This window comes from Actinopolymorpha alba DSM 45243, from assembly GCF_000373925.1.
In the GTDB taxonomy this organism is placed as follows: Bacteria; Actinomycetota; Actinomycetes; order Propionibacteriales; family Actinopolymorphaceae; genus Actinopolymorpha; species Actinopolymorpha alba.
The window spans coordinates 86,823-112,323 of record NZ_KB892708.1 but is presented as its reverse complement, the minus strand read 5'-3'; the positions used below and the strand labels follow the sequence as shown (position 1 = coordinate 112,323).

Sequence of the window (25,501 nt, the reverse complement as noted above, 5' to 3'; positions counted from 1 at the left end):
ACCTGACGGTCGCGTGCTCACGCTCGGGACAGAGTACGGAGCGCCGCGCGGAGCAGGGCGGAGGCTTCCGGTGGGTTGCCGTCGGCCGCCTGCTCCTCGGCCTGCGGCGCGACCGCGTCGAGAGCGGTTTCGGCTTCCCGCACGGACCAGCCGAGGCCGAGCAGAGCGCCACGGACCTGCTCACGCCATGGTGCGGCGGTCGAGCTGAGGGCCGGGGCCGCCGCGCTCTGACCCCCGGTCGGGGCGCCGAGACGGTCCTTGAGCTCCAGAACGATCCGCTGGGCGCCCTTGCGGCCAATGCCCGGGACCTTCGTCAACGCCACGAGGTCCTCCGTGGCCACCGCCCGCCGCAGGTCATCGGGGCGGTGCACCGCGAGCATCGCCTGCGCCAACCTCGGCCCGACTCCGCTCGCGGTCTGCAGCAACTCGAAGACCACCCGCTCGTCTTCGTCGGCGAAGCCGTAGAGCGTCAACGAGTCCTCACGAACGACGAGGCTGGTCGCGAGGGTGGCCGGCGCTCCCGCGCGAAGCTCCGCCAGCGTGGCCGGGGTGGCCCGCACCTCGATGCCGATACCGCCCACGTCGACGACGGCGGCGTCGAGCCCGACCGAGGCGATCTGTCCACGAACGAAGGCGATCACGGGCGGCTCCTTGAAGGGTCGGTGGCAGCGCGTCCAGGAGTCTGCCAGCGGCCACTGACAGGCCGCCCGGCCGACACCAGACGGCGGGCCGCTTCGAGCCGCGCGGCCGCCGGGCCCCGCCACAGGTGACAGATCGCCAGCGCCAGGGCGTCGGCCGCGTCGGCGGGGCGAGGCTTGGTGGACAGGGAGAGGATGCGGGTCACCATGGTGGTCACCTGCTGCTTGTCGGCGCGCCCGCTACCGGTGACGGCCGCCTTCACCTCGCTCGGGGTGTGGAGCGCGACGGGTATGCCGCGCCGGGCGGCGGCCGCGAGGATCACGCCGCTCACCTGGGCAGTGCCCATGACCGTGCGGACGTTGTGCTGACTGAAGACGCGTTCGAGGGCAACGGCATCGGGTGAGTGTTCGTCCAGCCAGGACGTCACACCGCGTTCGACCTCGAGAAGTCGCTCACCGAGCGGGAGTTCGGGATGGGTGCGGACGACGTCGACGGCCACCAGGGTCAGCCGACGCGGATCCCCGCTCTCCACGAGCCCGAGCCCGCAACGGGTGAGCCCTGGGTCGACACCGAGCACACGCACCGCCTTGCGACCCTCCGCCTTCTCCGAACTCCGAACGTCTGTTCGGAGGCTATCGGGCAGTCGGGCGAACCTGGCGTACGACGCGCCGTGCGCGGGCAAGATCGCGATCTTTTATGACCGTTGAGTCGGTCCGCCTCGCCTTGGCCAACCAGTGGATCAGCCGGGCCAGTTGAACCTCGACAGCGGCGCCTTGTCCAGTGGCCACCACCACACCGACTCGCTGGTCGCCGCGGTCAGGAACAGCAGGATCAGCATCACGAGCACGGCGGCGGCGCCCACCGCGACCCATCGTCGTCTGAGGACGAACCCGAGAGTCCGCCCGCTCCCCCGCTGCACACCCTCGCCCTGGACGCCCCACCAGGACAGCACGGCGGTGACGAGCCCCGCCCCACCACAGATGACATCCCAGCGCGGGCCGATCCCGCCGGCGTAGAGGAACAACGTGACGACTCCGACCAGGAGGCTCGCACCCACCAAGGCGACCGGGAGCGCGAGAACGGTGACCAGAGCCGAGCGAGCGAGATGCCACGGGAGAGCCATCGTCGCCGCGACCGGATCCAGCCGGCGGCGTCCCCGCACGGCGTGCCGGCGTTCGACGAACGACGCGGAACGGTCGACGGTCCGGGCCAACAGCAACCACCCGACCAGTCCGGCCGCCGCGACCAACGGGACGAACGCGGCAAGAGCGCCGAGTGTCCCGAAGGCCAGCACCGTCACGATCCAGTGCGGCTTGGACTGGGCGTCGCGCTGCGGGGCGAACGTGCTGGTGGCCTCCACCTCGTCCGCCTGGACCTCGTCGAAGTCGCGCTCGTCGTCGTACTCCTCGGGATGCCGAATAGGCACGAACTCCTGGGGGTACTCCGCGGGTGCGTGGTGGGGGTACGCGCCGTCGAACGGGATCTCGTGGCGCTCGGACTGGGTGGCGAGTGCGGCTGTCACGGGTTCGATGTGCGGATGCGGCTCGGCGACGACGAAGCCACGTGCCGGAACGCCGGGGACCTGGTGGTACGCCGGAGGTTCGCCGGTCTCCAGCCAGCGGAGCAGCTCCGGCGCGGTGGGGCGCTCGGCGGGGTTCTTGGCGAAGCATCGCTGAAGGACCGGCAGCAGCCAGTCGGGGCATCCGGCGAGGTCCGGCTCGTCACGCAGGACTCGGAGAGCGACCGCCTCCAGCGGGCCCTTCCCGAACGGCGCCCTGCCGGTGACGGCGTACGCCACCGTCGCCGCCCAGGCATGGATGTCGGCGGCTGAGGTGACCTCGCCACCACCCAGGATCTCCGGTGCGACGTAGCCGGGGGTGCCGTACACCAGGCCCGGCATCGTCAACCGCGTGTCGTCGGCGATCTGGGCGATGCCGAAGTCGATCACGACGGCGATGCCATCCTCGATCAGGACATTGCCCGGCTTGAGGTCGCGGTGGACCACACCCGCGGCGTGGATCGAGCACAGAGCGTCGGCGAGGTCGCCGGCGAGATCAGCGAGTTCGGCGCCCGTCAGCGGCTGGTCGCTCTCGACGACCTCGTGCAGCGAGGGTCCCGCCACGAAGTCGGTCACGAGATAGGGCGTGGCGGCGGCCACGTCGGCGTCGAGGACCTGCGCCACGTGCCGGCCGCGGACCCGGGCGAGTACCCGGACCTCGCGCGCGAACCGCGCCCGCGACTCGGCATCACTTGCCACGTGCGGTCTGAGCAGCTTCACCGCGACAGTCCGCCCCCGCGCGTCGGTGGCGCGGTGGACGACACCCATGCCGCCTTCGCCGATGCGTTCGCCTAGCGCATAACCGTCGAGACGAGCTGTCTCGACGGTCGATGCGTCTTCGGCCAGGTCCCCCTGCACGTCAACACCGTAACTGGCGTACGCGCGGAATGTCCGGCACAACCTGCGGATACGGGTTCGACTCAGTGGCGGGACACCCCGGATTGAGGCTCAATGACCTGAACATCCGAGTCCTGCCGGGACAACCTGATGCGTGGCCGGCTCGTGCTCCATGGCGGCAAATCGTCAGCATTTTGGGGACATGAGGTCCTACGCGGCCAGCCTCAACCCCGATCAAGATCATGAACCAACCGCAGGCCGTCCGATCCGTGAGACAACCGGCAGTCTGCCGGGAGGCCTGTTCAAGACTCCTAGTCGCCGCGTCGCCGCGCTGCCGTGTGAGGGGCCAAATGACCACGTAAACGTGATCATTTGGGTCCCCAGCCAAGGGGACCTGGAACTTGCAGGGAGGTTTGGAGCTGGACCATGATCAACTTGTAGAAAACGCCCAGGGCCAACGCGAGGCCTGGACGTTTTATGCAAGTTGATCATGAACCAGCCGCCAGCCGTCCAGTCCGTGAGACGACTCACCACTGGAGAGGCGGAGGCGTATCGGCGAGGTAACTGGCTAGCCGACCTTCTCCATGATCTCGTCGGAGACGTCGAAGTTGGCGTAGACGTTCTGCACGTCGTCGCAGTCTTCGAGGGCCTCGATGAGCCGGAACACCTTGGGCGCGGTGTCCTCGTCGAGCGGCACTGTCACGCTCGGAACGAAGCTCGCGTCCGCCGACTCGTAGTCGATGCCGGCATCCTGCAGGGACGTGCGGACCGCCACCAGGTCGGTGGGCTCCGAGATCACCTCGAACGACTCGCCGAGGTCGTTGACCTCCTCGGCTCCGGCGTCGAGCACAGCGGTGAGCACGTCGTCCTCGCCCAGGGCCTGGCCGTCCTGCTCACGCGGCACCACGACGACGCCACGCCGGCTGAAGAGGTAGGACACGCTGCCCGCGTCGGCCATGTTGCCGCCGTTGCGGGTGATCGCCGTGCGGACCTCGCCGGCGGCGCGGTTGCGGTTGTCGGTGAGGCACTCGATCAGGATCGCGACACCCGCCGGGCCGTAGCCTTCGTACATGATCGTCTGGTAGTCGGCGCCGCCGGCCTCAAGGCCCGCTCCGCGCTTGACCGCCCGGTCGATGTTGTCGTTGGGGACCGACGATTTCTTCGCCTTCTGGATCGCGTCGTACAGCGTGGGATTGCCGGCCGGATCGCCACCGCCGACCCGCGCCGCCACCTCGACGTTCTTGATCAACTTCGCGAAGAGCTTGCCCCGCTTGGCATCTATGACGGCCTTCTTGTGCTTCGTGGTCGCCCACTTGGAGTGGCCAGACATGAGGGGCTACGCCTCCTTCACGAGTTCGACGAAGTAGTCATGGACGCGAACGTCGCCAGCCAACTCGGGGTGGAACGCCGTGGCGAGCAGGTGATCCTGGCGAACGGCGACGATCCTACCGGCGGCCTCTCCGGACGCGACGCGCGCGATGACCCGACACGACGGACCGACCTCTTCGACCCAGGGCGCACGGATGAACACGGCATGGAACGGATGCGAGCTCTCGCCCGGATGGAACCCTTCGAGCGACACGTCGGCCTCGAAGGAGTCGACCTGGCGACCGAACGCGTTGCGGCGCACGGTCATGTCGATACCGCCGATGGTCTCCTGACCCTCGATGCCGTCCCGGATACGGTCGGCGAGCATGATCATGCCGGCGCAGGTGCCGAACGTCGGCATCCCGTCGGCCACCCGCTTGCGTAGTGGCTCCAGCAGGTCGAACGCCGTGGCCAGCTTGACCATCGTGGTCGACTCGCCCCCGGGAATCACCAGTCCGTCGACGGCGAGCAACTCCTCGGGACGCCGGACGGTCACCGGCACGGCGCCGCAGTGGCCCAGCATGCGATGGTGTTCGCGTACGTCACCTTGGAGTGCGAGTACGCCGATGGTCGGCTGGCTCGTCGACTTGCTCAACACGGGTCCCTTGACTGTCGGGGCAAAGGCCCAGTTTACGGGCCGCGGCATGCTGGCCCCGCCCGCGACGTTCGGCGCCGTCGACAGCCCTGCCGGGAATGATCACGTTTACTCGGCAAGTCCCCACCATGCGCGGCGAATTCACCTTGCGTGGTGGCGAATGATCACGCAAACGTGATCATTCCCCACCCGGGCAGGGCGCCACGGGTGTGCCCGGGGTCCTACCAGCCGCGGGTGGCGAGACGGGCGCTCTCGGGGAGCTCCGAGACGTTGATGCCGACCATGGCCTCGCCGAGTCCGCGGGAGACCTTCGCGATCACGTCGGGGTCGTCGTGGAACGTCGTCGCCTTGACGATCGCGGCTGCCCGCTTGGCCGGGTCACCGGACTTGAAGATTCCCGATCCCACGAAGACGCCCTCGGCACCGAGCTGCATCATCATCGCCGCGTCGGCCGGGGTCGCGATGCCGCCGGCGGTGAAGAGGACGACGGGCAGCTTCCCGGCCTGCGCCACTTCCTTGACGAGGTCGTACGGCGCCCGCAGCTCCTTCGCCGCCGCGAACAGCTCCTCCTCGCCCAGGGTGGTGAGGCGACGGATCTCCGACCGGAGCTGGCGCATGTGACGGGTGGCCTCGATGACGTTGCCGGTGCCCGCCTCCCCCTTGGACCGGATCATCGCGGCGCCCTCGGCCAGCCGGCGCAGCGCCTCGCCGAGGTTGGTCGCGCCGCACACGAACGGCACGGTGAACGCCCACTTGTCGATGTGGTGCGCCTCGTCGGCCGGGGTCAGCACCTCAGACTCGTCGATGTAGTCGACACCGATCGCCTGCAGTACCTGCGCCTCGACGAAGTGCCCGATGCGGGCCTTGGCCATGACCGGGATCGAGACGGCGTTGATGATCCCGTCGATCATGTCGGGGTCGCTCATCCGCGCGACGCCGCCCTGGACCCGGATGTCCGCGGGCACCCGCTCGAGCGCCATCACCGCGACAGCGCCGGCATCCTCGGCGATCTTGGCCTGCTCGGGCGTGACCACATCCATGATCACCCCGCCCTTGAGCATCTCCGCCATGCCGCGCTTGACACGACCCGTTCCCGTCACCGGAGTGGTGTGGGCGGCCGGCGTCGGCTGCTCAGCGGGTGTGGTGGCCTGGTCCTGCGCGTGCTCGGTCACGGTCATCCTCACGGAGGGGTCGGGTGCGGTCCCTCAATGGTAGGTCCCCCGCACGGCTCGCCGGCCAGTGCCACCTGGAGGGAAGTGGCCCTTCCCGTGGCCTGGCCTCACCGCCGTACGCCAGGGAGCCGTCCGCCAGGGATCGGCGCCGGAAACGTCCGTCACGGCAGCAGGCCCCCGGGCGGCGTCGCCTCCATCTCCACCGTCTCGGGCATCTTCGCCCGGCCGGCCAGCCGGAACCACCGGACCAGCCGCCGGCCCCGAAGAGACCGCGTCATGGCCACCGTGTCGTTGTGGAACCTCCGGGCCATCTCGACCCGCCGGCAGGCCGCACCCAACTCACCGAGCAGGTCCTCGGCCCCAGGCTGCGCGCTGAGCGCCCGGCTGGCATCGGCGTCAGGGAACGCCGCGGCCAGCGCCTTGGACAGGTCGGATTCCGCGACCTCCCGTTCGTCGTCGTCGGCGGAGCGGGCGCGGTGCGCAGCGTCGGCCACCAACAGGGAGGTCGCCGGGTCGAGCATCCCCGAGGTGGCGACCTCGAGCGCGACGGCGACCCGGCGGAAGAGCTGGGCGTCCAGCGCGGCCCGGGCGGCGTCGAGGCGGGCGTGCAGCCGGTCGATCCGGCCCGCCGTCCACGACAGGTAGACACCAGCGACGGCGAGCACGACGAGGACGATGAGCAGGGTGTTCATCCGGACCACCCGTTACCGAAGGCGCCGCCCTCGACCTTCGCCTCCCCCACGCCGGTGAGGCCTTCGGCGACCATCTCGTACACCGCGACGATCTCCTTCGCGACACTGCTCCAGTCGTAGCGGCGTACGGCGAGCCGGGCCGCGTCGCGGAGTTCGGCCCGCTGGTCGGCGTCGCCCAGCAGCGCGATCGCGCCGTCGGCGAGGGCGGCGCTGTCTCCCACGCCGAACAACCGACCCAACCGGCCGCCGTCCGCCACGAGCCTGAACGCGTCGAGGTCGCTGGCGAGCACCGGAGCACCGGCCGCCATCGCCTCGACGAGCACGATGCCGAACGACTCCCCGCCGGTCTGCGGCGCGACGTAGATCTCGGAGCTCGCGAACATGTCGGCCTTGCCCTCGTCGTCCACCATGCCGAGGAACGTCACGGCGTCCTGGCACTCGGGCGGCAACTGGGCGCGCGCCTCGTCGACATCCCCGAAGCCGGCCACCAGCAGGCGGACGCCGGGGCGGGCCCGCCAGATCGTGGGGAACGCCCGCAGCAGAACGGCGAGCCCCTTGCGCGGCTCGTCCAACCGGCCCAGGAAGCAGATGGTGCCGCCCTCGCCCTGCCACTCCGGTCGGGCGCGGGCGCGGGCGAACCGGTCGACGAACAGGCCGTTCGGGATGACCACCGGCTCGCCGCCGAGGTGCTGAACGAGCGTCGCCCGAGCCGGCTCGCTGACCGCGATCCGGGCGCTGATCTTTTCCAGGGCCGGCCGCAGGATCGACGAGGCGGCGGTCATCACCCGCGAGCGCGGCATCGCGGTGTGGAACGTCGCGACGATGGGACCTGTCGCGGCCCAGAGCGCGAGCAGCGACAGGGACGGCGTCGCCGGCTCGTGGATGTGAAGGACGTCGAACCCGCCCTCCCTGATCCACCGCCGGACCCGCGCGGCCGACAGCGGGCCGAACGCCAGCCGGGCCACCGAACCGTTGTACGGCACCGGCACGGCGCGTCCGGCCGGGACGACGTACGGCGGGACCGGCGTGTCGTCGTCGGCAGGTGCCAGGACGGAGACCGAGTGCCCTGCCTCCAGGAGCACCTCCGCGAGGTCCCGGACGTGGTTCTGGACCCCGCCGGGCACGTCGAGGGAGTAGGGGCAGACGACCCCGACCTTCATCCGGCGGCTCGCGGGCGGGCGAGAGCGGCCTGATGGGCGGGGGTGAGATCAGCGATCCAGAGCCGTTGCAGCATGTGCCAATCCTCGGGGTGGCGGGCGATCCCGGTGGCGAACGCGTCGGCGAGTCGCTGCGTGAGGTCGCGGATCGCCTGCCGGCTGCCGGGCGGTTTCTCCAGCGGGTCGTGGAAGCGGAGATGCATCTGAGGTCCGTCGTACCACAACGTCACCGGAAGGAACGCCGCCCCGGTGCGTAGGGCGAGCGCGGCCGCACCGGCCGGCATCCGGGTCGGCTCGCCGAAGAAGCTCACCTCGACGCCGCGGGCCGACAGGTCCCGGTCGGCGACCAGACACACCAGGCGCCCGGCACGGAGGCGTTCGGCCAGGATGCTCATGGGATCGGGGCCGCCAGATGCCGGAAGGACCTCGATGCCGAGGGCCGTGCGATAGGCCACGAACCGGTCGAACAGGCGTTCCGGGCGTACCCGCTCGGCGACTGTGGTGACCGGCACGCCGTGCGTGGTCGCCCACAGGCCCGCCAGGTCCCAGTTGCCCATGTGCGGCAGGGCGGCCACGACGCCGCAGCCCTGGTTGTAGGCCTTCCAGAGCACCTGCTCGTCGTGGATCACCACGCGTTCCGCGACGTCCTCCGGACGCATGTCGGGGAGCCGGAACGCCTCGCACCAGTAGCGGAAGTACGACCGCATGCCGGCCCGGGACAATGCACGGAGCTCATCCTGGCTGGCATCGGGACGGACCCGCGCGTAGTTGCGTTCCAGCTGCCGGACGCCGCGGGTCCGGCGCCGCCACGCGACGTCGGCGACCCGGCCGAGGAGGTCCAGCGCGAGGCGCTCGGGCAGGCGGCGTAGGAGGGCCCAGCCCGCGGAGTAGGCCGCGTCGGCTCCCGCGTCTTTCAGCCGGATCGGCAGCGACTCGCGGTCGGTGTCGTCCCGGGCATCCCCGCCTGGCGGGCGTCGCTTTGCCGTCACGAGGATCTCTCGAGCGCGAGGGCCTGCCGGCGTACGGCCATCATCCGCTGCACCACGGTCACGGTGCTCGCCACGGCCAGCGCCCACAGGACGAGCGGAAGGAGGAAGGGTACGCCGAGACCGGCGAGCCCCGTCGCCACCAGGACGGCCACCAGCCGGTCGGCGCGCTCCGCGATCCCGACGTTGGCCGTCATCCCGAGGCTCTCGGCCCGTGCCTTGGCGTACGACGTCACGCTTCCCATCACCAGGTCGTACAACGCCACGCAGGCCAGCAGGTAGCTCTCGCCGCCGGAGGCGAACCACAGGGCGAGGGCGCCGAAGATGGCGGCGTCTCCCACCCGGTCGAGCGTGGAGTCGAGGAACGCGCCCCACTTCGACGAGCGGTTGGACATCCGGGCCATCAGCCCGTCGACCATGTCAGAGAACACGAACGCGGTGATGACCACAGTGCCCCAGAAGAGCTCACCACGGGGGTAGAACGCGAGCGCTCCGGCGCACACGCCCAGGGTGCCGACCAGCGTGACGATGTCGGGGCCAATACCGACACGCAGGAAGAACCTCGCGACAGGGGTCAGTAGTCGTATCCAGAATTGGTGGAACCGTCGCAACATGTGGTGTTCGCCGCCACCTTCTCCGCTGGCCTGCCGGGCGCTGGGATCCGCTCGCCGTTCGAGCCCGACCCCCGGTGCACGCCCCTTCTTCGAAGACGCGCCGATGCTACTCAGCGCGTGGGGGTTGTGCGGTGGGCGGGCCCGGGTGAATGGTGGAAAGCCACAAGCCAGGGCGCCGCCCGGCGATGGGGCGGGCCTCCTGGGTAAGGGTGTGTGGGCCGCCACGCGGTGCGGCGCGCGACGCCCGCGCCCACGGGCCTGACCACCGTGTCGGCGGCCATCCGTCCGGGCGCGTCCGGCGATTTCGCTCGCGCGCGCAAGGAGGCACGCCCATGGCGGACAGACACAGCAACTCCGGCGGAGCCGCCGTCACGGCACCAACGGCCGACCGGCCCGATCTCGTCCGGAACATCGCACTGGTCGGCCCTTCCGGTTCGGGAAAGACCACCCTCGTCGAAGCGCTCCTCGAAAGCACCGGGACGATCTCTCGGCCCGGCCGGGTGGAGGATGGTACGACGGTCAGCGACTTCGACGAGGTCGAACACCGCCAGCAACGCTCGATCGGGCTGGCGCTGGCGCCCCTCGTCCACGATGGCGTCAAGGTCAACTTGCTCGACACGCCCGGGTATGCCGACTTCGTTGGCGAGTTGCGGGCGGGCCTGCGGGCGGCCGACTGCGCGTTGTTCGTCATCGCCGCGAACGAAGGCGTCGACGGCGCGACCGAGGCGCTCTGGCACGAGTGCGCCGCCGTGGGGGTACCCCGCGCGGTCGTCGTCACCAAGCTCGACCACCCGCGTGCCGACTACGCCGGTGTCCTGACCCAGGCGCAGGCGGCGTTCGGCGAGAAGGTCCTCCCGCTCTACCTCCCGGTGGACGGGGCGGGCGCGGTGACCGGCCTGGTCGGCCTGCTGTCGGAGCGTCTCTTCGACTACTCCTCCGGTGAGCGGGTGGAGAAGGAACCAACCGCGGCGTACGCCGAACAGGCGGCCGAGGCCCGCGGGACTCTCATCGAGGGCATCATCGAGGAGTCCGAGGACGAGGGCCTCATGGACCGTTACCTCGGCGGCGAGGTCCTCGCCGCCAAGGAGCTGATCGACGATCTGGAGAAGGCGGTCGCGCACGCGTCGTTCTTCCCGGTCCTCCCCGCCTGCGCCAGCAGCGGCCTCGGTATCCGTGAGCTCCTCGAGGTGATGACCAGTGCGTTCCCGTCACCACTCGAGCATGCCCAGCCGGAGGCGACGACGCTCGACGGTCGGACGACCCGACGACTCAGCTGCGACCCGAACGGTCCACTTCTCGCCGAGGTTGTAAAGACCTCCTCCGACCCCTACGTCGGCCGGATCAGCCTGGTCCGGGTCTTCTCCGGCACCCTCCGACCCGACGCGGTGCTGCACGTGTCCGGTCACGTGTCGTCCTTCTTCGGCCCGGCCCGTGGCCACGAGGACCATGACGAGGACGAGAAGGTCGGTCCGCTTTCGTCCCCGCTCGGCAAGACGCAGCGAACCCTCAACCACTGTGTGGCAGGCGACATCTGCGCGGTCGGCAAGCTCTCCCGCGCCGAGACCGGCGACACCCTTTCCGACAAGGATCAACCGCTGCTGATGAGGCCGTGGTCGATGCCCGAGCCGCTCCTGCCGATCGCCGTCACCGCCCACGCGAAGGTCGACGAGGACAAGCTCTCGCTCGGACTCACCCGGCTCGCCGCCGAGGACCCGACCCTGCGGATCGAGCACAACGCCGAGACCCACCAACTGGTGCTGTGGTGCATGGGTGAGGCCCACGCGGACGTCGTACTCGACCGCCTCGCCAACCGCTACGGCGTCCAGGTCGACCAGGTCCCGCTCCGGGTGCCGCTCCGGGAGACGTTCACCGGCAAGGTCACCGGACACGGGCGGCACGTCAAACAGAGTGGCGGCCACGGGCAGTACGCCGTCTGCGACATCCGCGTGGAGCCGCTCCCGGAGGGCTCGGGGTTCGAGTTCGTCGACAAGGTCGTTGGCGGCGCGGTCCCACGGCAGTTCATCCCGAGCGTCGAGAAGGGTCTTCGTACCCAGATGGAGCGTGGTATCTCCGCGGGCTATCCCGTGGTCGACATCCGGGTCACGCTCTTCGACGGCAAGGCACACAGTGTCGACTCCTCCGACCTGGCGTTCCAGACCGCTGGCGCCCTCGCCCTGCGGGAGGCCGCCAAGGAGTCCCAGGTGAGCCTGCTCGAACCCGTCGATCTGGTGTCAGTGCTCGTCGACGACGACTACGTCGGCACGGTGATGGGTGACCTGTCCAGCCGGCGCGGCCGGGTCCTGGGCACCGAACCTGTCGGCGTGGGCCGCACCCTTGTCAAGGCGGAGTTGCCCCAGATCGAGATCACGAGGTACGCCACCGACCTGCGCTCCATGTCGCACGGGACGGGCGGGTTCACCAGGGAGTTCGCGAGGTACGAACCCATGCCGCCGAACGTCGCGCAACGGGTCGCGCAGCAGCAGGCGGACGAGACGTAGCGGAGGTTATCCACAATCCACAGGCCGGCGAGCGGAGCTCGACGAGGCCGCCATGATCGGCGCTAAGGTCCCCGTTCATCTTCTCCTTGCGAATGAGATGAACGGGGACCTTCATGTCGGATCCGCTTGCACCACCGTCGTCGCAGGCACCGTCGTCACAGGCTTCGCGGTCAGCGCCCCGGCGGCGATCTTCGCGGTCCCGATGGGCGGTGCCGCTGGTGATCCTGGGGGCCCTGGCCTTCGTGGCGGCGATGGTGATTCCCGTCGTCGCAATGGCCGGTACGTTCTCGGAGATCCTCCGCGTCGCGGGCGCGGCAATGGACGACGGGGAGCCACCACCTGTCGCCCCACCAGCGACCTCCTCCAGTGCGCCGGGGTCACCGACCTCCTCCGACGCGGTGGACGTCTGTGCGTTGGTGACGCCGGCCGAGACCGAGCCACTGATGAGCCGGCAACCGCATGACACCGAACCCATGGCAGTGACCGCCCGAACGGTCGAGGTCGACACCGGCGTGCCGCTCGACATCTGCCACTACAACGCCGGTCGGGCCAGCATCATGAGCCTTGACATCAGCACGGTCTCGGTGACCGTCTCTGCGATCCCACGGACCAGCCGCAATGTCCTCCACGGCGACCCTGAGCCGGTGCCGAACCTCGGCGACGAGGCCTACCTTCAAGCGGGCACGGCCACGACCGAGGTGATGGTCCGGCGCGGCGATGCTCAGCTCGTCGTCAAGGTCATCAACCCCACACTGGCGACCGCCAAGGCGAGCCACCGCGAGGCCGTCCTGACGCTCGCGCGGACGGCCGTGAGTCGGCTTCCTTCAAACGTCGCCGTCGCCGGACCGGTTGCCGACGGTCTGTGCGCGCAGCTCAACAACGCCCCGATCGCCGCTACTCTCGCCCAGCCCATCGCCCTCAGTCGTCGCTTCGAGAGTGACTACGGAGTGATGTGCGTCTACTCCGCGACCCATGATGCCCAGGTGAGGATCTTTCTTGAACGCGCCGCGTCAGAGAGCAGGACGCGCATCACGGGCATGGCCGCCCGCAACCTTGGTATGAAGCTGCGCGAGCCCGGTCTGGATGCCGTGTGGGTCTATGGGCAGATCTTCGCCTTTTCCGGCGACCGGATGCTCAGCATCGAAGTGGATGGCATCGACGGGGCGCGCAGCACCCGTGACGGACCAAGCGCCGAAGAGGTAGCGCTCACGAAGGAGGCCGCGCGTGTCTTCTTCGACTGAGCGTCGTTCGATGCGAGCCCGAAGCACAGGTTCTCCGAGGACTGGTCAGGCGCCACGCCTGGCTCGGCGGCTACTCGCCGTTGCCACCGTGGGAGTCCTGCTCCTCCTCAGCGCCTGCGGCAACACCGACGGGAAGGACGGAGGGGCACAGTCGGCACCCCGGTTCGCCAAGGCGGGGACGTTTGACGAGTGCGGCCTGTTGCATCCCGACGAGGTGGCCGAGGCCGTGGACGAGAGCGACTACACCGTCACGACCCGGAGCGCCCGGCCCCGCGGCAAGGGCTGGGAGGTGGGGTGCGGCTACGGCCCCGACGGCAGCGTGGGTTCGGCCCGGGTGACCATCCTGGTCACCACGCACCTCGGCCAGGCCGCACTCGGCTCGGCATCCCCAACCGCTCAGGACCGCCGCGACCGCACCCCGCCCGTGGGTTCGGCGCCCACGCCGCTTCCGCAGCTGGGCGACGAGGCGTGGTACGACGTCGACCACCACCCGGCCGTTGACGGCAAGGCTCCCGTCCCGTCGCGCGTCCGGGTCACGGTCCGGCAGGGCTCCGCGATGCTCACCGTACGGCTCCCGTTGTACGAAGACGGCGTTGCCGAGCAGGTCCGGACCGCGATCAAGCTCGCCCGCACTGCCGTCCGCCGGCTGCCGACGTCGTTCCACGTCACACCACGCCGGATCGAGGGGCAATGCGCCAGGGTCGACCTCGACGTCGCGAGCACCGTTCTCAAGGAGAAACTCTCGGGAGCGCGCTCGGTGACCACCGGCGACGGTGACATGTACTGCTCCTTCAAGGGGCGCCGGGCGAGCCTTGAGGTGATGACCACGACCGCTGAAACCAGCGTCACGCGCTTTGAGGCCGAACGCGTCGGCACACCCATCCGCGGGCTTGGCGATGCCGCGAGGTTCCGCGGGATGAGCCCGATCCAGAGCCTCGACATCCGCGTAGGCGAGCGGGTCATCAGTGTGTCGGGGATCAGTAGCGATCTGGAGGAGCTCACCCTTACCAGGCCGCGACCGCCGTCGACTGGCGAGCTCGCCCTCTTCCGCTCCCTGGTCGAGGCAAGCCAGTGATCGGCTGGCCAGCTGAGGAAACCTCCCGCGGGCGCACGGCGACCGGTCACTACGCTGCTCGACATGTCTGTCGACGCCTGTGTCTTCTGCCGGATCCTCGCGGGGGAGCTTCCGAGTACGACGGTGGCCGAGGAGGACCGGGCAGTGGCGTTCATGGACGTCAACCCCGCGACGCCCGGCCACCTCCTCGTCGTGCCGCGTACGCACGCTCCTGACCTGTTCACTGTCGACCCCGCCGATCTCGCGGCCTGTGCCACGCTCGCCCAGAAGATGGCCCGGCGGGTGCGCGAACGCCTCGGCGCGGACGGTGTCAATCTCATCCAGAGCTCCGGTGCGGCGGCCTGGCAGACGGTCTTCCACCTGCACGTCCATGTGATCCCGCGTTACGACGGTGACCCGCTGATCCTTCCCTGGCAACCAGCGCCTGGCAACGCGGCCGAGATCGCGGCCGTGGCCACCAAGCTCACCGGCGACTGAACCCGCATCGTTTCCGCGACTGGACACTTGAAGGGATTGCCCCATGCCGTTGACGTTCGACATGCCCCGAGAGAAGCTCGCGACCTACCAGGGCACAAATCCTCGACCCGCTGACTTCGACGAATACTGGGACGCCGGAATCGCCGAAATCGCGGCCCTGGATCCCAAGGTCGAGCTGGAGCCAGCGAAGTTCCAGACGCCGTTCGCCCAATGCTTCCATTTGTGGTTCCGGGGTACTGGCGGCGCGCGGGTCCACGCCAAGCTCCTCCGCCCCACGAACGCCAGCGGCCGGCACCCCGCCGTCGTCCACTTCCACGGCTACTCGGGTAGCTCGCCGGACTGGTCGGATCTCCTCAACTACGTCGCCTTGGGGTACACCGTCGCGGCCCTCGACTGCCGCGGGCAGGGTGGCCTCTCCGAGGACGTCGGAGGCGTGACCGGTTGGACCCTTCGCGGCCACATCGTGCGTGGTCTGGACGACGAACCCCACAAGCTCTACTACCGGCACGTGTTCCTCGACACGGCGCTGCTTGCCCGGATCGTCATGGAGATGGACGACGTCGACGAGGACCGCGTCGGCGCCACCGGCGGAAGCCAGGGCGGCGGGCTCACACTCGCCTGCGCGGCCCTCGAACCCCGGATCAAGCTGGCCGCCCCGACCTACCCGTTCCTCACCGACTACCAGCGGGTGTGGGAGCTCGACCTCGCCAAGGACGCCTACCACGAGCTCTACGAATGGTTCCGGAAGTTCGATCCGCTGCACGAGCGGGAGGCCGAGATCTTCACCCAGCTCGGTTACGTCGACGTCCAGCACCTCGCCCCCAGGATCCGCGCGGAGATCCTGATGGGCGTCGGGCTCGGCGACACCGTGTGCCCACCGTCCACGCAGTTCGCGGCGTACAACAAGATCAGTAGCAACAAGCAGCTCCGGATCTACCCCGACTTCAAGCACGAGGGACTGCCCGGCCACGTCGACACGATCTTCACGTTCCTGTCGGCGCTCTGAGCGCGAGAGGTCGCGAACTGTAGAAGGAGCCAGCTCCCTCTACAGTTCGCGACCTTTCGACGACTACCCCGCCACACGCGTCGCGGGCTTACCTCAACGCCGGCGCCTCGGCGACAAAGACGTCGAGGACGCCGTCACCAACCCGTACCTTCCCGTGCGGCCGGGTCTCTCCCGGAATGGTCTCGATCGCGGCTGCCCGGGTAGCCAACTCCGCGGCCTCCTCGAACAACCGGGTCGCGCGGCGTTCGTCCTCGTCGAGTCGCGCCTGCAGCCCGTCAACGGAGCGGACCAACGCATCACCCCACAGCGTGAGCGCGTCCAGCCAGGGACCACAGTCCGCGACGAATCCCGCGTCCTGGACGCCAGTCCAGATCTGCGCGGGCGTCTCTGCCAGCAGCCGGGCGTAGGACCGAAACTCACGCAGGGCCGCCTCCTTGTCGCCGGCCGCCCACGCCGCCCGGAACTCCCCCAGCCGCCGCGCGAGCTCTGGCGCCTGCGGCTGCCACGGATGGGTCCCGAACGTCGGTGCCAGGTGCTCGAGATCGAAGAACGCGAGCAGCGCGCGTTCAGTCCGCGGGTCACCCTTGGCGAGATAGGACGCGGCCGCTCGCCACGCCCGTGCGGGGTCATACGCCAGGTCGTTCCAGGTGAAGTCGGCGCCGCCGAAGAGCGCCACCTTGCTGGCCGCGGCCTGGTTCATCGGATTGAGGACGATGCCGGACAGCTGGGTGTGCAGGCCAGGCTCGCGTTCGGCGTACGGCGCGAGCAACAGCCGCCCGGCGGCCTGGCCATAGTCGTTGACCGGGTAGTTGTCCCAGACGAAGACCTTCCGGCCCCAGACCGCGGCGGCCTTGCTGGCGTCCTCGACCGTGATCTTCGGTGGTACGACGTCAGTGCCCGTCCACATCACCTCGATCCGCGCGTCCAACTGGGTGCGGATCGTCCTCTTGTACGCCGTCTCCGCGACGTCGCCGTACTCCGTCGGCACCATCTGCAGCGGCTTCGTCCCCTCCCGCGCGTCCAGGAAGTCCCGCTGGACCGCGTTGAGGAGGTCGACCTGCGCCTGGGCGGCCGCGGCCGCGGATGGTGCGCCGTACGCCGCCCGGTCACTCTCGCAGTTCCACCTGGTGTAGCTGATGTCGTCCAGCGGCACGGAGAAGCTACGGACACCCAGGTCGTACATCGATCGCAGCTTGGCTTCGAGCGCCTGGAGGTCGGCCGGGTCGCTGTAGCAGATAGACACACCGGGCGAGACGGCGAAGGTGAAGCGTACGTGGTGAGCGGTCGCCTGGCGTACGAGCTCACCGAGCTGGGCGAGCTTGTCCGCCGGGTAGGGCTCGCGCCACTTCTCCCGGTGGTACGGGTCGTCCTTCGGGGCATAAATGTAGGAGTTCAGCTTGACGTCGCCGTAGAACGCCAGCTGGTCCATGCGTTCGGCGTGCGTCCACGGACTGCCGTAGAAGCCCTCGATCGCGCCGCGCAACGGCATGGACGGGTAGTCCACGACCGAGACCGCCGCGATCCGCTGCCGACCGGCGAGTTGTCGCAACGTCTGCGCGGCGTAATAGGTGCCGTCGGAGTCGGCACCCGCGAGGACGATCGAGCCACCGCCCGGTGCCGCCCTGCCGGCCACGGCGTACCCCTCGGCCGGCAACTCCGCTGGCATCTCCCCACCCGCGGCTCTCAGTGCCTTGGTGACCTTTGGGTCATCGGCCGGGCCGACCACCACGGTCAGGGGGCGCTCCGACGGGGATGCCTCGTCGAGGTCGAGCACGTCCACCTGCTTGGCACCCGCCGCGCGCAGTGACAAGACGAGGAGTTCTCGGGTGGGCTGGTCCACCTCGCTGGCCAGGAGTGCCCGGACCCTGCTGCTCACCACCAGGTCCGTGCCGTTCCGCCGCAGCTGTTGGGGTTGTGGGGTGACCGACGGCAGCGCAGCGCTGGAGGAGGGCGCGGTGGGTGGTCCGTCAGCGGTCCTGGCAACCGCTGGATCGCTCGGCCCGAGCAGGCCGAGCACCGCGACTCCGGCGATGAGTGGCCAGATGGTCCTGCGCGTACCCGGCATGGAGCCCTCCACGAGAACGACGGCGACGAACGCCGCCCACCATCGGTGACGGCGTTGAGATCCATCTGCCACCCTCGGCTCAGGGCCGCCGATCGGTCAAGATCATCTTGATGATGTCGTCCTCTTCAGGACCGGCTCAGTCCGCCGGCCACGCTCCGGCCAGCAGCTCGCGGGTGTCGCGGAGAAGCTGCGGCAGGACCTTCGTCCGGCCGATCACCGGCATGAAGTTGGTGTCACCGCTCCACCGCGGAACCACGTGCTGGTGGAGGTGCGCGGCGATGCCGGCGCCCGCAACCGGCCCCTGGTTGATGCCGATGTTGAACCCGTGCGCACCGGAGGCGGTACGGAGGGCGGTCATCGCCTGCTTGGTCAACTCCCCCACCTCCAGCGTCTCCTCCCCGGTGAGATCGGGGTAGTCGGCGACGTGGCGGTACGGGCACACCATCAGGTGCCCGGGGTTGTAGGGGTAAAGGTTGAGGACGACGTACGCATACTTCCCCCGAGTCACGACAAGGCCATCCTCATCGGATCGCTGGGGGATCTCGCAGAAGGGACAGCCCTCGTCGCCAGGTCCGCTGGGTTTGTTCTCGCCCAGGATGTAGGCCATCCGGTGAGGGGTCCAGAGGCGTTCGAACGCGTCCGGACTCCCCGCGCCACTCTGGCGTACGGGTTCGTCCACGCGCTCGATCTTACGGATCCGCGTCGCGACCCTTGGACTGGACGTACTGACGTTCGCTCATCCCGTCAGGTGGGCGGCGGCCAGGGATTCGAGGCTCGCAAGGTCGAGGAAGCCGGTCGCGCCACCTGACTCCCCGATCTTCCACGACGCGAAGACGCTGCCCCGGCGCAACGCCGGCAGCGGCTCGAGCCCCCTGGCCCACCCGTCGACGTACGCGCTGAACAACGCGTCACCAGCGCCCAGGGTGTTGACGACCGGGCGGGTACGAACGGCCGGAACCCGCACCGCCTCCTCGCCACGTACGCCCAGCAGCGCACCGTCCGCGCCCATGCCCAGCGCCACCACCGAGGGTGAGTACCTCGTCAAGATCTCCTTGACGAACGGCCGGGGCCCGAGATCGAGGCGTTCATGGGAGGCGAACAACACGTCCGCGGCGGCGAACCAGTCCTGGTTGTAGGAGTCGGAGAGCCCGCTCACGGCGTGTACGTCGGTGGCGATCGGGATGCCATGCGCCCGCGCGACCGGGAGCAGTGGGCGGCCGTACCCGATGTTGCAGATCACCGCGAGGTCCACGCCGTCGAACAACGCCGGCACCAGGTCATCGGGGTACGCCGTGCGCTGCACATCCTTGAGATCCACCAGGTTGCGCCGCGAGCCGTCGGCCTCGAACCGGCTGAGCGACTGCGCGGTCGCGGGCGTACCTCGCACCACGAACGACGGGTCCAGGCCGCGCGCCGCGAGGTCCGCCACACACATCGACCCGAGCGCGTCGCGACCGATCACCGTGGCGAACCGCACCTCGTTACCGAGCCCGCGTAGCGCCAAGGCGACGTTGACGCCAACGCCGGAGACCGAGGTCGAGAGTGCGTGGTCGTGGAAACTGTCGGAGACCGTGGTGTCGAGGTGATCGGCCGCCACCGTCGTCTCGACGTTCGTGTGCCCGACGATCGCGATCCGAGCCACCGTCGGGTCAGATCTGGATCCGGCGGGCGACGGCGTCCGCGATCTCCGCAACCGCGTCATCGACGGGTACGCCGTTCTTCTGTTCGCCGGAGCGGTACCGGAAGGACACCGCGCCTTCCTCGATGTCCCGGTCGCCGGCGAGCAGCATGTACGGGATCTTGTGCGTCTGGGCGTTCCGGATCTTCTTCTGCATCCGGTCGTCGGAACGGTCGACCTCGACCCGGATCCCGCGCTCCCGCAGCTTCGCCGCCACCTGCTCGAGGTAGGCCTCGTGGCGTTCGGCGATCGGGATCGCGACCACCTGCACCGGCGCGAGCCAGGGAGGGAACGCACCGGCGTAGTGCTCGAGCAGGATGCCGAAGAACCGCTCCTCGGACCCGAACAGCGCCCGGTGGATCATGTACGGCCGCTGCCGGGTGCCGTCGGCGGATTGGTACTCGATGTCGAACCGCCCGGGCAGCTGGAAGTCGACCTGCAGCGTCGACAACTGCCACCTGCGCCCGATCGCGTCCTTGACGTGGATGTCGATCTTCGGGGCGTAGAACGCGCCCTCCCCCTCAGCGATCGTGTAGGGGATGTCGGCCCGCTTCAGCGACTCCTCGAGCGCGGCCTCGGCGGTGTTCCACTCCTCGATCTCGCCGACGAACTTCTCCGGCCTGGTCGACAGGTCAGCGGTGAAGTCCTCCAGCCCGTAGTCACGCAGCAGCCCGACAACGAACCCCAGCAACGACGACAGCTCGTCCTGCAGCTGGTCAGGCGTACAGAAGATGTGCGCGTCGTCCTGGGTGAAGCCGCGCGCCCTCGTCAGGCCGTGCACCACGCCGGACTTCTCATAGCGGTAGACCGTGCCGAACTCGAACAGCCGCAGCGGCAGCTCGCGATAGGACCGACCGCGGGAGCGGTAGATCATCACGTGCATCGGGCAGTTCATCGGCTTCATGTAGTAGCGATGGCCCTCGTCGAGCTCCATCGGGGGGTACATCCCGTCGGCGTACCAATCCAGGTGGCCCGAGGTCTGGAACAACCCCTCCTTGCTCAGGTGCGGGGTGTAGACGAACTCATAGCCCGCCTCCTCGTGCCGGCGGCGGGAGTACTCCTCCATGACCCGCCGGATGATGCCGCCCTTCGGGTGCCACACCGCGAGGCCCGAGCCGATCTCCTCGGGGAAGCTGAAGAGGTCCAGCTCGACACCGAGCCGGCGGTGGTCGCGGCGTTCGGCCTCGGCAAGCATCTCGAGGTACGCCTTCAGGGCGTCCTTGCTCTCCCAGGCGGTGCCGTAGATGCGCTGCAGCTGGGGGTTCTTTTCACTGCCCCGCCAGTACGCCGCGGCGACCCGCATCAGCTTGAACGCCGGGATGTGCCGGGTCGTGGGCAGATGCGGCCCGCGGCAGAGGTCCTTCCACGCGAGCTCGTCACCGCGGAGATTGTCGTAGATCGTCAGCTCTCCCCCGCCGACCTCGACGCTCGCACCCTCGGCGGCGCCAGTCGCCTGGCTCTTGAGGCCGATCAACTCCAGTTTGTACGGCTCGTCGGCCAGCTCCGCCCGAGCCTCGTCGTCGGTGACGACCCGGCGGGAGAACCGCTGGCGTTCCTTGATGATCTGCCGCATCCGGGTCTCGAGGCGTTCGAGATCGTCGGGGTGGAACGGCTTGGGTACGTCGAAGTCGTAGTAGAAGCCGTTCTCCACCGGCGGGCCGATGCCGAGCTTCGCCTCGGGGAACAGCTCCTGGACAGCCTGGGCCAGCACGTGCGCGGTCGAGTGCCGCAGGATCGCCCGGCCGTCCTCGGAGTCGATCGCGATCGGCTCCACCTCGTCGGCGTCCGACAACGCCCACGCCAGGTCACGCAGCTCGCCGTTGACCCGCGCCGCGATCACGGCCCGGTCGCCCTGGAACAGCTCCCCGGCTGTCGTACCCGTCGTCACCCCACGCTCGGCACGCTCGCCGGTGCGGACGACGGTGACGATCATCTCGGACACTGGGGGCTCCCTTGACCTGGGCACGGATGACAGTGCTGACCCGCCGATCGTAGCGACCGGCCATGCTCCCCTGTGCGGTGAGCTGACCCGGCGGGCGGGAAGCGGGTCACCAGACCGAAAGCTCCTGAAACAGGTTCCCGCTGAACGAACCGCGCAGGCAGACGATCCGTGCCGTGCGCTGGGGCTTCACCTCGATCGGCACGATCTCCTGGTCGTTCTGACCCGCTCCCACCGTGACGAAGTGGCGCCCATCGCGGGAAACCTCCGCACGTATCTCATCTGACCCCAAGGTGAACGGCGTTCGGAACACGATCAGGCTGACTTGCCGCGGCGTACCAAGGTCGACGCAGAGCCGGCGGTGCGAGGTGGCCTCGCAGGTGCGGGTGTCGACCGAACACTCACCCGGAGCGAGCACCTCCGCGTGGTTGTCGAACTCGCCGTCGGTCAGGGGACACGGAGCCTTCGCCGGCCGTAACCCACCGTCTGGGTCATCGACCAGGCACGGTCGCTCTCGGGACGGCGGCGCTGTCCCGAGCGGCAGATCGTGGCCTGCCGATCGGTAGGCGAGCTCGACCTCCTCACCATCGACCGACGCCTTCGTGCCCGCCGCCACGATGAGTTCCGTCGGCTCGTCTTCGTACGGGCGCAGATCGAACGACGACGTGGTGCGAGTGGACTGGGCGCCCAGCTGTTGAAGCTCGCCGCTGCCACTGCTCTTGCGCCGGACGCCGACCGTGTAGGTGATCCTCGGACCGTGCGGCGCATCGCCCAGTCGCGACCAGCTGACGCTGGCTCGCTCGCCGCTGGTCTCAACCTCCACCCGCGGCTGCCAGAGGACGAGATCGGGTGCCCGCTGCGGCGCGGACCGGCGCACGAAGCTGACGCTCGTACTCATGGCGCTTGTGTCGTCGTCGCTCGACGGCTCGGTCGCCGTCACAGTGAGGTCGCGCGTCTCCTTCATCACCCTCGTCGGGAAGCTGTACGCCCCCTGCGAGGAGACCTTGGCGTTGACGGGCGTAGGGCAGAATCCGGGCGCCAGGCAGAAGAGTCCGAGCGAGAAGACCGCCACGCCGGTGCGGACCTTGTCGTCTCGGGTCATCTGGAACATCCGGACCTCGGCGTCAGTCGCGGGGCCGCCGTCAGCCGCGATCACCTGGCCGTAGAGAGCGCCGGACGGGCCGGTGGATCGGGGCGCCGGCACCGTCTCTCCCGTACACGCGGCGAGCATGAGCGCCGCCAGCATCAGAGCGACGAGGTCCCGGACCGTGCGGGCTCGGCCCCGCGCGGGCCTGGCCGGGCTCACCGCCACTGCCAACCGCCGCCGCCCGTAGTGGTCGCGCACGACGCCTCCCCTCTCGGCCCCTCCTGACCTCCCGGGGCGTGAAGATCGACGCATGGACGAAACGGGCGGTTCCCGTTCATACCGTGATGGCCTGCCGCCCCGGACAGTCGCCGGGAGTCGCGGCCTGTGAGGATTCGTCGCTGTGCACATCCTTCTCCCACCCTCGGAGGGCAAGGCCACGCCGAAGTCTGGCCGGCCGGTCGACCTGAGCGGTCTCTCGCTTCCGGCACTCACTCCCGCCCGCGCCCGGGTTCTCGAATCCCTCGTGGCGCTGTGCGCGGAGCCGGCCAGCGACCAGGCCCGCGAGGTGCTCGGCCTCGGCCCCACCCAGGCCGAGGAGATCGCGCGCAACGCGCGAGTGCGGGACACGCCCGCGATGCCCGCCCGGAAGCTCTACACGGGTGTGCTGTACGACGCGCTGGACCTGGCCTCGCTGAGCACACCCGCCCGCCGGCGCGCTGATCGGGCCATCCTCGTGTTCTCCGGACTCTGGGGTGCGGTGCGGCTCGGCGACCGGATCCCGGCGTACCGCTGCCCCGTCGGCAGCACCCTGCCCGGAGTCGGCGCCCTCGGCGCGTACTGGCGTACGGCGATGCCCGAGGTACTGGCGGAGGTCGCCAGGAAGGGACTCGTGCTGGACCTTCGCTCCTCGGCGTACGTCACGATGTGGACGCCGCCCCGTGGCGAGGTGGCGCGGCGTACCGCGGTGGTTCGCGTCCTTCACGAACGCGAGGTCAACGGCGTTCTCAAACGCAGCGTCGTAAGTCATTTCAACAAGGCGACCAAGGGCCGGCTGGTGCGCGACCTGCTGACGTCAGGCGCCCGGCCGTCCTCACCGGCCGCACTCGTCGAGGTCCTCCAGGACCTGAAATACACGGTGGAATCGCATCCGTCGCGCGGCGACCGGCCAGTCCAGCTCGACCTCATCGTCACCGAACTCTGACCGGTCACCCGGCCGGGATCGCGCCAGTCCTCATTCCTGGGCGAGATAGCCGACGCCGACCTGGGCCGGACGCAGCAGCCGATCCTCCAGCGCGTACCCCGGCCGCCGCACCTCGACGACCCGACCGACGTCCTCAGGTGAGGTCACCGGAACCCTCGCGACCGCCTCGTGCACCCGGGGATCGAAGTCCAGCCCCGTCGCATCCACCTCGCGCAGCCCCCGCCGATGCAGCACCTCCAGGAGCTCCGCCCGCACCGACTCCAGCACGTCCGTGTCGCCGCTGGCGAGGTGCGCGGCCAGCGCGTCGACCCGGTCGACCACCAGGAGGATCTCCCGGGCCATCGGCGCGATGAACTGCTCGGCGAGTCCCTGCTGGGCGAACCTCAGCTGGCGGTACAGCTCGTCGTACATCCCCTGGCGGGACTGGTCTTCAAGAAGCCGGCGCTGGAAGAGATCGCGCAGTTGCGCCACCTCCTCGGCCAGCTGGGCAACGTCGGCCGACGTCTCGGTCATCGCTAGAGCCCTTTCCTGAACAGCGTTCTCGCCCGCCCGCGCGAGCCGGTCTCCCTGCGGTGATACTTCCAGCCGGGTTGACGATGGCGTACGACATAAACGCCCGCGATCACCGCCATCCAGAAGTACCCCATCACCCGGAACGCCGGGAAGTCGGTGAGGAACGCCATGACAACCGCGCCGATGAACGGAATCGCGTAGTAGCGCAGGTGTCCACTCCGGACCCACACCGCCTTTCGTGCCTCGGCGAGCAGGTCCTTGAGCTCCTCGACGTACATCCTGGTGTGGCCGTCTGACAGCCCGAGCCGCCGCAGCCGGCGCAAGTGATCCTTGACAAGCCGCAGCTGCCGGCGCGACAGGATGATCGGCCGGGATCTCTGGTGGGAACCGACCTCACTGAGTCCGGCGATCGCCGTCTCGTAGAGCGCCGTTGCCAACGCGAGCTTGACGTCCTCGTCGTCCGGGTGGTCGGCCACCGCCTGCTCGAGGACTGCCAAGCCTTCCTTGACGCGACCGGATGCCGCGTGGACGGCGCCCAGCCCGGTCGTGGCCCCCAGGTGATCGGGCGAGCGCTGGAGAACGTATTCGAACTCCGCCTCGGCCAGGCGCCAGCGGCCCTGCTGGAAATAGCGTTCCGCCCGATCGAGGTGATCGTCCAGGTCATCGTGCCGGGGCACACCGCGGGGACCAGCGCCCACAGGATCGGGGGTTCCGGACCCGGAAGAGCCGGAACGTCCTGAGCCCCATCCGCCACCTGAGGCCGCCGGCCCGGAAGGACTCGACGACGCAGGAGGACGCGAAGACGCCGGAGACCGTGTCGGCGACCCGCCCGGCGACTGCGACGACGCCGAGGGCTGTGCACCCGAGCGGCGTTCCCGCGCCCGCCGGTCGTCATAGGCCCGCCGCGCCGCGGGATCGAGCAGCGTCCTTTCGGCGGCGTCGATGTCGCGCACCCGCTGCTCCGCGTGCGTACGCCGCTCCGGATCCGGGCTGGACTGCCGGCGTACCCAGATCCGCCGTTGCCGGGTGATCGCCGCGCGGATCTCCTCCGGTGCCGCCCTCGGGGCGACCTCGAGGAGTTCGTAGTAGTCGACGGTCATGGC

23 protein-coding genes are annotated in these 25,501 nt (G+C 69.5%); 6 read left to right on the top strand and 17 right to left on the bottom strand.

All coding sequences use genetic code 11. From position 1 onward, the window contains the following. Window positions 1-17: 17 nt before the first annotated feature. The 10 genes from ruvA to pgsA form a co-directional block, all read right to left on the bottom strand. Window positions 18-641: a Holliday junction branch migration protein RuvA gene (gene ruvA, locus B141_RS0102990; protein ID WP_020573684.1), complete on the bottom strand. Its 624-nt coding sequence runs from the start codon at window positions 639-641 to the stop codon at window positions 18-20. Beyond that, window positions 638-1,222: a crossover junction endodeoxyribonuclease RuvC gene (gene ruvC / locus B141_RS0102985; RefSeq protein ID WP_020573683.1), complete on the bottom strand. Its 585-nt coding sequence runs from the start codon at window positions 1,220-1,222 to the stop codon at window positions 638-640. Before ruvC ends, ruvA begins: the two co-directional genes overlap by 4 nt. Window positions 1,223-1,378: 156 nt before the next feature. Beyond that, window positions 1,379-3,055, bottom strand: coding sequence for a serine/threonine-protein kinase (locus tag B141_RS38630; RefSeq protein ID WP_051113942.1), 1,677 nt, complete (start codon window positions 3,053-3,055; stop codon window positions 1,379-1,381). Between the two features lie 547 nt (window positions 3,056-3,602). Next, on the bottom strand, window positions 3,603-4,364 hold the full coding sequence (locus B141_RS0102975) for a YebC/PmpR family DNA-binding transcriptional regulator (protein WP_020573682.1): 762 nt from the start codon (window positions 4,362-4,364) through the stop codon (window positions 3,603-3,605). A 6-nt stretch (window positions 4,365-4,370) separates the two neighbouring features. Continuing rightward, entirely contained in the window at window positions 4,371-5,000 is a 630-nt protein-coding gene (gene pdxT / locus B141_RS0102970; RefSeq protein WP_020573681.1) for a pyridoxal 5'-phosphate synthase glutaminase subunit PdxT, read from the bottom strand. A 218-nt stretch (window positions 5,001-5,218) separates the two neighbouring features. Then, a complete protein-coding gene (gene pdxS / locus B141_RS0102965; protein ID WP_020573680.1) occupies window positions 5,219-6,175 on the bottom strand; it encodes a pyridoxal 5'-phosphate synthase lyase subunit PdxS in 957 nt (318 codons plus the stop codon). A gap of 155 nt (window positions 6,176-6,330) precedes the next feature. Then, a complete protein-coding gene (locus B141_RS0102960) occupies window positions 6,331-6,861 on the bottom strand; it encodes a LemA family protein (protein ID WP_026256854.1) in 531 nt (176 codons plus the stop codon). Beyond that, entirely contained in the window at window positions 6,858-8,021 is a 1,164-nt protein-coding gene (locus B141_RS0102955) for a glycosyltransferase family 4 protein (protein ID WP_020573678.1), read from the bottom strand. The genes B141_RS0102960 and B141_RS0102955 overlap by 4 nt, the downstream gene beginning before the upstream one ends. After that, complete coding sequence (locus tag B141_RS0102950; protein WP_020573677.1) at window positions 8,018-9,007, bottom strand: phosphatidylinositol mannoside acyltransferase; 990 nt, start codon at window positions 9,005-9,007, stop codon at window positions 8,018-8,020. Before B141_RS0102950 ends, B141_RS0102955 begins: the two co-directional genes overlap by 4 nt. Then, complete coding sequence (pgsA, locus tag B141_RS0102945; RefSeq protein WP_020573676.1) at window positions 9,004-9,618, bottom strand: phosphatidylinositol phosphate synthase; 615 nt, start codon at window positions 9,616-9,618, stop codon at window positions 9,004-9,006. The genes B141_RS0102950 and pgsA overlap by 4 nt, the downstream gene beginning before the upstream one ends. Window positions 9,619-9,950: 332 nt before the next feature. Here pgsA and B141_RS0102940 point away from each other — a divergent pair, with 332 nt between their 5' ends. The 5 genes from B141_RS0102940 to B141_RS0102920 all read left to right on the top strand — a co-directional run bounded on the left by B141_RS0102940 (window position 9,951) and on the right by B141_RS0102920 (window position 15,915). Further along, complete coding sequence (locus B141_RS0102940) at window positions 9,951-12,116, top strand: elongation factor G-like protein EF-G2 (protein WP_020573675.1); 2,166 nt, start codon at window positions 9,951-9,953, stop codon at window positions 12,114-12,116. A 218-nt stretch (window positions 12,117-12,334) separates the two neighbouring features. Continuing rightward, window positions 12,335-13,357: a hypothetical protein gene (locus B141_RS0102935; RefSeq protein WP_157180768.1), complete on the top strand. Its 1,023-nt coding sequence runs from the start codon at window positions 12,335-12,337 to the stop codon at window positions 13,355-13,357. After that, the gene (locus tag B141_RS0102930; RefSeq protein WP_157180767.1) at window positions 13,341-14,432 is read left to right on the top strand and encodes a hypothetical protein; all 1,092 of its coding nucleotides are present in this window, start codon (window positions 13,341-13,343) and stop codon (window positions 14,430-14,432) included. The genes B141_RS0102935 and B141_RS0102930 overlap by 17 nt, the downstream gene beginning before the upstream one ends. A 63-nt stretch (window positions 14,433-14,495) precedes the next feature. After that, window positions 14,496-14,909 carry an HIT family protein gene (locus B141_RS0102925; protein ID WP_020573672.1) on the top strand — a complete coding sequence of 138 codons (414 nt, stop codon included), beginning with the start codon at window positions 14,496-14,498 and terminating at the stop codon, window positions 14,907-14,909. A 43-nt stretch (window positions 14,910-14,952) separates the two neighbouring features. After that, window positions 14,953-15,915, top strand: a complete 963-nt coding sequence (locus tag B141_RS0102920) for an alpha/beta fold hydrolase (protein ID WP_020573671.1) — start codon at window positions 14,953-14,955, stop codon at window positions 15,913-15,915. Between the two features lie 88 nt (window positions 15,916-16,003). Here B141_RS0102920 and B141_RS0102915 read toward each other — a convergent pair whose 3' ends face one another. From B141_RS0102915 to B141_RS0102895, 5 genes are all read right to left on the bottom strand, one after another. Beyond that, a complete protein-coding gene (locus B141_RS0102915) occupies window positions 16,004-18,052 on the bottom strand; it encodes a glycoside hydrolase family 84 protein (RefSeq protein ID WP_202805642.1) in 2,049 nt (682 codons plus the stop codon). Window positions 18,053-18,116: 64 nt separating this feature from the next. After that, window positions 18,117-18,659, bottom strand: a complete 543-nt coding sequence (locus tag B141_RS0102910; protein WP_020573669.1) for an HIT domain-containing protein — start codon at window positions 18,657-18,659, stop codon at window positions 18,117-18,119. A gap of 57 nt (window positions 18,660-18,716) precedes the next feature. Then, window positions 18,717-19,622 carry a carbohydrate kinase family protein gene (locus tag B141_RS38625; protein ID WP_020573668.1) on the bottom strand — a complete coding sequence of 302 codons (906 nt, stop codon included), beginning with the start codon at window positions 19,620-19,622 and terminating at the stop codon, window positions 18,717-18,719. A gap of 7 nt (window positions 19,623-19,629) precedes the next feature. After that, window positions 19,630-21,600, bottom strand: coding sequence for a threonine--tRNA ligase (gene thrS / locus B141_RS0102900; RefSeq protein ID WP_020573667.1), 1,971 nt, complete (start codon window positions 21,598-21,600; stop codon window positions 19,630-19,632). 106 nt (window positions 21,601-21,706) lie between these two features. After that, window positions 21,707-22,942, bottom strand: coding sequence for a hypothetical protein (locus tag B141_RS0102895; protein ID WP_020573666.1), 1,236 nt, complete (start codon window positions 22,940-22,942; stop codon window positions 21,707-21,709). A 142-nt stretch (window positions 22,943-23,084) separates the two neighbouring features. On the opposite strand from B141_RS0102895, the gene yaaA reads away from it, so the two are divergent. Beyond that, complete coding sequence (yaaA, locus tag B141_RS0102890; protein ID WP_020573665.1) at window positions 23,085-23,885, top strand: peroxide stress protein YaaA; 801 nt, start codon at window positions 23,085-23,087, stop codon at window positions 23,883-23,885. 30 nt (window positions 23,886-23,915) lie between these two features. On the opposite strand, the gene B141_RS45225 is transcribed toward yaaA, so the two are convergent. Continuing rightward, window positions 23,916-24,398 (bottom strand): nucleotide exchange factor GrpE, encoded by a 483-nt coding sequence (locus B141_RS45225; protein WP_020573664.1) that lies wholly within the window; start codon window positions 24,396-24,398, stop codon window positions 23,916-23,918. A 2-nt stretch (window positions 24,399-24,400) separates the two neighbouring features. Continuing rightward, on the bottom strand, window positions 24,401-25,498 hold the full coding sequence (locus tag B141_RS0102880) for a tetratricopeptide repeat protein (RefSeq protein WP_026256853.1): 1,098 nt from the start codon (window positions 25,496-25,498) through the stop codon (window positions 24,401-24,403). Between the last annotated feature and the right edge of the window lie 3 nt (window positions 25,499-25,501).